Source organism: Fodinibius sp. (assembly GCF_041642155.1).
In the GTDB taxonomy this organism is placed as follows: Bacteria; Bacteroidota; Rhodothermia; order Balneolales; family Balneolaceae; genus Fodinibius.
Genome location: NZ_JBEPWZ010000231.1, coordinates 1 through 4,962 on the forward strand (window position 1 = coordinate 1; position 4,962 = coordinate 4,962).

A 4,962-nucleotide genomic window follows, 5' to 3' on the forward strand; every position below is an offset into this window, starting at 1 on the left:
TGCCCTTGGCTGCATCTACCCACTCTTCATGGATGCCCGGGGAACGTTCCATCGTCTTTTCCGGCTCACCGATCTCGTTTATATCCGATTCGGGAATAAACCGTGCATTCTGTCCATATACGTCGGCCATAAGCTTCCCTTCCGAGCCGTGGAAGATCATTCCCCCGCCGCTGGCTCCCAGTGGTTTTCCGTCTTCCAGCTCCTCGGGGCGGGGCGGCAGTAATCCGCCGTCGTACCAGTTTAATTTGACAGGTCCCCGGTCGCCGTTGGACGGGAAGGTGTAGTGGACCGAAGATCCGAGCGGAAAGGCCTCGTTGTTAAAAGGAGTCGAACTGGCATGTACATGTTCCGGCATCCCTAAATCGAGCGCCCAGTACGGCTGATCCATGATATGGGCTCCCATATCTCCCAGTGCGCCCGCTCCGAAGTCCCAACGCCCGCGCCAGGCAAAAGGTGCGATCCCGGGATCATAGGGACGGTAGGGCGAGGGGCCCACCCAGAGATCCCAGTGCATCGTATAGGGAACGACCGGCATCTTGTCGGACTCCTGTACATCCGCTCCCTGCGGCCAGTAGCCCATGGGACGGTTGGTCCAGCAGTCAACTTCCGATACTTCTCCGATTGCTCCCTGCCGGATATATTCCACAATCTTGTAGGTACTTTCAAAAGCATGTCCCTGGTTACCCATCTGGGTTGCTACGCCGGTATCTTCGGCGACCTCGGCCATCCGTCGCGCTTCGTAGATGGTCCGCGTCAATGGCTTCTGTACAAAGGCGTGCTTGCCCCTCTCCATGGCAAAAATAGCGATGGCCGCGTGGGTATTATCCGGGGTGGCTACCATCACCGCATCAATCTCATCTTCCTTCTCCAGCATTTCCCGGAAATCAACATAGCGCTTCGCCTTGGGATAGCTGTATAAGGTATCTGCCGCATAGTCTTGATCCACATCGCAGAGCGCATAAATATTTTCCCCCAGTTCTGCCAGGGAATTCGTATTGCTTGCCCCCATGCCCCCCACCCCGATACAGGCGATATTAAGCCGGTCGCTCGGGGCCTTATAACCTGGTCCGCCCAATACATGACGGGGTACGACAAAGAAACCAGCCGCAGCTGTTGCCGAGGTACTCAAAAAACTTTTCCTTGAGATTCCATTCGTTTCCGTTTCCCCTGTACTTTTTTTCTTATCCTTACTCATAAAGCCATTTTTTTTCAACAGTTTAAATTGAGTACCTAATTTAGAAAAATGTTACCGAATAGCAAACCTCATGAATGAATTTTTCATATGCATAGTATTGGTTGTCGGTTGATAGTTATTTTGGGTATGGATTCCTCCGTCCTGGACCAATCCTCCCCTTCTTCTGCCATTCCCCGGCCCTACGGCCTTTAATTCCTGCCGTTTTCCGACTTGCCTTTCCAATAGCCTATAAGGGCGATCAACAGCGAACGAAGTCGCCTGGCGGGAGAGAAATCCGGGCTAAAACTGGTACGTAATAGGCTGGTCGTTCTGGAAATCGTAGAGGGTCAGGGCCCGCAGGTTATACCAACCCGTCCAAAACGTTCGCAGGGCTCGGATGTACGCCTGCCGGGCCGAATCTTTCTCTTCCTGGGCAATAAAAAGATTGGTGATATCGATTTTTCCGATCAGATATCGATTTTGGGCCACCTCGTAGCGCCGCTGGGCAATCGTATCCGCCTGAGCGGCAATAAGGGCCTGTGCTCGAAGCTGCAAAAACTGGCTCACCGTATATTCCACCTGCTGGATAAATTGCCGGCGTTGAAAGTCGATGCTGTTTGCTACCTCCTGCTGCTGGTTTCGTGCAGAATTGACCTGCGCGCGGCGTTTCCCCCAATTGAATATCGGTACATCAAATCCCACCGTCACAAATTGACGGTTTTGCGCATTGTTGTAAAGGTCGGCTAAATTTTCAGACGTCTGGTTCAGGCCAAAATTAGCACTTAAGGTCGCAGCGAAGCCGGCTTCACTCTTGGCTTGTGCCAAATTCCGGTCGGCCTGGATTTCGTTCAGCCGATAGGTGAGCGATTCACTGTTATTTTCCATTGCCAGCTGTCTTGCTTTTGATACATCGACCGCTATCTCCGGCAGTTCTTCCGGCTCTTTCAAGTCGAGCATAACATCCGTGGGATATCCCAGTAGAATTTTAAAATCATTAAGCACCCGTTCATACTCAATGCGGGCCGTCGTCAGCGAAGATTCCGCATTTCGCAAGGCCAGCTCACTTTGCAACAGATCGTTTTCCGCAATGCTTCCCACATTGTAGCGTCCCTGCGAAATTTGATAGATCGAATCATTACGGGCAACGTTAAATTCGGCATTCTCCAGGTTTATCTTAGCCAGATACACGTCAAAGAACTGTTGCGTTACCGTCTGGGCAATATCTTCCATCTCCTCCACAAACTGCTTTTGGGCAATTTCAAAGCGCAGAGGCTCGGTTCTGTTTCTCCATTTTAAATTATTGAACTGAAAAAGCGGCTGACTCAATCCAACGACCAGCGGCGTACTTTGCCAGAGATAGGTGTTTTCATTGCCAAAAATCCCCAGCCGCGTGATGCCTGAAGAGAGGGAAAGATTACCCCCCGTCGGCAGGATATTTTGGTTTACGGACAAAGATGCCGAGGCCTCTGACTGCGTTCGCGACGAAAAAGTGACTTGTCCATTATCCAGTATATTTGAAAAAATTGACTTGTTGTACCCCGGCGCATCGCCCGACAGGGACAGGCTGGGCAACAGGTCGGCCTCAAACGACTCGTACTCCCATTTACTTGAAACCAGGGCATACCGCGCCGCATTGGCGATGGCACTTTGATCCTGGGCGATGGTGATACACTCCTGCAGGGATAACATACCCACGTCTTTCGTTTGCTGAGCCTGGGCCTTGACCGTATGCATACCCAGAAAACAAAGGATGAAAAATGTACAGACGAAAAGTCGGCTTTTATATCTATATCTATTCATGTCTAAGTGCGTGTACGGGGTCTTGTTCTGCGGCTCGTTGGGCGGGAAAGAAACCAAAAATCACTCCGATTGCCATTGCGACTCCGAATGAGATAAAAATGGAGCTCAGCGTGACAATCGTAGCGACGCCCGCCGTGAGTTCGATGAGATAACTAAAGGCAATACCCAGAATAATCCCTACGATCCCTCCGGAGATACTGATAGCCAGCGCCTCCGTTAAAAACTGTAGCTGAATATCCCGTTCATGGGCTCCCACGGCCCGCCGGACGCCGATCTCCCGGTATCGCTCTACTACCGAGGCCAACATAATATTCATGATTCCGATCCCTCCCACTATGAGTGAAATGGATGCAATAGAGGAGAGGACGATATTGAAAATTTCCTGGGTCCGGCGCTCCTGCTGAAGCAGAAGCTCAGGTACAATCACTTCAAAATCAATAACCGTATTATGGCGGCGCTGCAGCATTTTGCGGGCAATCTCGGCGATCGGTACACTGTATCGGGTGTCGGTTACCTGTACGATCATCTTATCAATCTGGTGATAATTATTGCCGCTGCCGGCCGATGAATTCCCATTATTATTGTTGTTATTATTGCGTTCCGCGGCCGCCTGCTGAATCTCCTGACCCGTTACCATCGCCCTGTTTTTATAGCGCAACAGCGCCGTCGTTACGGGGACATAAATATCCAGATTATAATTTCGAATGCCCAGGTTTTGAATGTTTTCCGTACTCATTTCCCGTTCTTTCAGCACTCCTATGACCGTCAGCCAGGTATTTCCGGCCTTGATTTTTTGTCCGACCGGGTCTTCACCCGCGAAAAAACGGGTCTTTACGCCAGACCCGATCACACAAACCGGATCGGCATTCGTCAGCTGGACGTCCTTGAATACATTGCCCTCGGCAATTTCAAAGTTATTAATCCCAAAATAATGATCATTTACGCCGACAAGCTTTCCCGATCGCAATCGGCCGCCCCGGATAAACGAGGTCTCATAAATGATTTCAGGGCTCACATTATCAACCTGCGGAATCTGTTCCTTGATGCTTTGCATGTCTGAGAGCGTCAGGCCGGGGGAATATTTTTGCTGCTCTTCCGCCAAAGAAGAAGCATTGGATACTTCTCCCTCAACCTGCTGTACCACCGGTTCAATAATCACATTATTGGTCCCCAGCAACTTCATCTGGCTTAGCACCTCTTCCTGGGCACCCCGGCCTATGGCAAGCATGGCAATGACGGAGGCAACACCAAAAATAATACCGAGAGAGGTGAGAAAGGACCGCATGGCATTCTGCCGGATCGCATCGAGAGCAATGTCAAGGTTATATAAAATAATTTGAAGCAACGTTATTCCACTCTGTTCTTGGTTGACATGCTTACGAAAGCCTTCTTATTTACTGAGAACCGCGTTCAACACTGCTGTCCGCGTCAGATTGCTCTATATCCATAGGTCGCCCGTCTGTTTCCAGGTCCTCCTCTTCAGGCATCAACTCCTTCGCATCCTCCATCGGATCCGCCTTCAACTCGTCCTCATCGTATTGCTCCCTGATTTCTTCAGGCAGGTAGGTTTTGGGAATGCCCGCCGTATCCGCCGGCGTGGATAAATAGAGTTCATCATCAAGCGAAATCCCTTCCCTGATAACCACATCATTGTCATTCATCAATCCCAGGATTACCTGCTGCATGGTTACATTCAACCCGTCTCTTTTAAACACGAAGTTCAGGGAATCAGCCGTATGAATCGTTTCGAGTGGCACATATAAGACATCTCGTAACTTGCTGACGTTAATGGTGTTGCTGGTGGTCATAGCGGGTCGCAAGGTCGTATCAGCCTCGTTTATCTCTACGATCACCTGGAATACTTTAGAATCGGAGTTGGGACGCTGTTCGCCGATATTAGCCACACTGGTAACCCGGCCCGTCAACTCTTTTTCCGGCATGGCGTCAAGGCCTATATCCGCACTTTGTCCACTTCTTACATTCTGGAT

4 protein-coding genes are annotated in these 4,962 nt (G+C 50.4%); all 4 read right to left on the reverse strand.

Features of this window, described 5'->3' with window-relative positions; all coding sequences use genetic code 11:
* The coding region (locus ACESLU_RS11630; RefSeq protein ID WP_372638818.1) for a Gfo/Idh/MocA family protein at positions 1–1,195 on the reverse strand (1,195 nt) is incomplete at its 3' end.
* Between the two features lie 279 nt (positions 1,196–1,474).
* Complete coding sequence (locus tag ACESLU_RS11635) at positions 1,475–2,908, reverse strand: TolC family protein (protein WP_372638819.1); 1,434 nt, start codon at positions 2,906–2,908, stop codon at positions 1,475–1,477.
* A gap of 58 nt (positions 2,909–2,966) precedes the next feature.
* Entirely contained in the window at positions 2,967–4,319 is a 1,353-nt protein-coding gene (locus ACESLU_RS11640) for an ABC transporter permease (protein ID WP_372638820.1), read from the reverse strand.
* 49 nt (positions 4,320–4,368) lie between these two features.
* Positions 4,369–4,962, reverse strand: a 594-nt coding sequence (locus tag ACESLU_RS11645) for an efflux RND transporter periplasmic adaptor subunit (RefSeq protein ID WP_372638821.1), incomplete at its 5' end; no start/stop codon positions are given.